Raw genomic sequence first — 2,025 nt, 5'->3', positions numbered from 1 at the left:
GCAAATATCTGCTGCCGTTTTTCCTGACTCATGTTCTTTGATCGCTGCTACGATCTGCGATTCACTAATTTTTGACTTCTTCATCTTGCTGCTTTAAAGTTACGAATTTTCGCCTTTTGTGCAGTCCGATTTTTAGGAGGGGTTACACGTTCTTTCGATCTGTTCTACCAATATTCGAGGTCATGCTGTTCATCGTAGCCTTCTCAGTACATGCGCTATTTTTATATTCGGGGTTCGAGAGCAGCGTTAGGCTATAAAATTATATTCTTACCCTCTATTCGAATTTCTTGATTTTCATCAGCGATTTTAGCCTTACTCAAATAAATACTTATGTGTTGTAATTGAACTGTGGATAGCTTGAGCAAAAGTTCTTAAGATTAGAAAACATATTTCCACACAGTCCTTGTTTAAACATATAGGCTAGTAACTACATCAATAGAAATGCGGTGTCAATTCAATCAAGGATGTATTGCTTTAGCTGCAGCTGACTTTAGATACCTGCTAAATTTATCAGACACTGATGCTGGCTTAAATTTGATATTTTTAGGCAGATCGTTAAAAAGCACGCTGTACCAAATCAAACTACCTAAATATTTACCTGCATCATTGGCATGATTGGGGTCAAAGTGTAATTCTTTTTGATTCCAGAAATAACCAACATTTATTGAGTGACTTTGATCGGGAAGGTTTGGTGGAACCGGGTGTTCAAAATTAAAATTAGCATCCTGTTTATAGCCATATTTTTTATCATTCGCAACGAGTTCAAAAGCATCGCCCACCGGTAAGATTTTTAAATCAAGTTGTTTTGCCAGTTTGTGGTAAGCTTCACGAGACTTTTGAAACATTTCGTGTTGATCCTTTGCAAATACGTCTTTGCCTATCTTACCAAATTTTTTCGCATCAGCACGATAAGCCCATGTTTGATGAATAACAATCTGAGCATTAGGCTGCAACTTTTTTACATATTCAACCAATTTTTTAGCATAAGGCAAATAGCTTGATGAATCGCCAGATAGATAAGAGTACTGCTGAATGGCTATCACATCCCAGGTATCCCCAGATAAAAGCATATTTAATGATTTCCCATTGTAAGGCTTTCCTTTTGGATCATCTGGATTAGCTTCATATTTTTCTGCATAACCCCAATGTTGTTGTAATGAATGTCCGCCTAGTTCTGCCCTGCCGATTACTAAAGTTTTCCCTTTTTCTTTGGCTATTTGTGGCAGAAAGGTACTTGCATTTTGAGAAAAGCTATTTCCTATGATAAACAACTTTAAAGCATTACCATCATTCTGTCCGAAAACATTTATGCTAAAAATCAGCAATAGACCGAATAAAATATACGTTCGTTTAAGAACCAACATATCAATTTTCATCATACTTTATTAAATTTAGACGTTTTTCATATATTGCTGTATTTTCAACTCCAGATAACAAAGCACCAATGTCATAAACTTCTGTGCTGTTGGCGTTACCTTTTTCAGGACTTGTTCCTATTGGCTGTTCATAACCCTACATACCCTCTTTTTAGACCCCCGATGTTAAAGCAACCCAGGATTTCTTCACTACGGCAAGATAAGTTTTTATTTTTATGTCACACCAAGATCTGAAGTCACCGAATATCGAATATAGTAGAAATTCTTAGCCTTTCAATATTCCAATTCAATTTTTCTATTTAATATCAGATTTTGAGAGGAATTTTTTTTTTAAAAAGCCTTTCAATTTAAGGCATTGAGTTCAAGTACTATTTTAGCTCAGGTTAGAGTACCTATTTTGTTTGAGGGGCCAGAAGATATCATATTACGACAGTTGGTACCAATCACTAGAACAGCGGGTATCTGCCAGGCGTATGATCGACGTCAAAATGATTGTGGGTTCCGGGGGTAAAAAAGCGGCGGTTATGACTTACCGCCGCCAGGATGAATTACTACTGTAGATAATTTACGGTAAGCTCGATTTTTATGCCTGCAAGTGCCTTAGAGATGATGCAATTTTCCTTTGAAATAAATGCCTGCTTTTCAAAGT

1 protein-coding gene is annotated in these 2,025 nt (G+C 36.5%); it reads right to left on the bottom strand.

The window, feature by feature from the left end; translation table 11 throughout:
- Positions 1–458 precede the first annotated feature (458 nt).
- The gene (locus ACR2F7_RS09645; protein ID WP_432713366.1) at positions 459–1,379 is read right to left on the bottom strand and encodes a DUF4886 domain-containing protein; all 921 of its coding nucleotides are present in this window, start codon (positions 1,377–1,379) and stop codon (positions 459–461) included.
- Positions 1,380–2,025 lie beyond the last annotated feature (646 nt).

This window comes from Pedobacter sp., from assembly GCF_045628745.1.
Lineage (GTDB): Bacteria > Bacteroidota > Bacteroidia > Sphingobacteriales > Sphingobacteriaceae > Pedobacter.
This window is presented reverse-complemented; position numbering and strand designations above follow the sequence as displayed.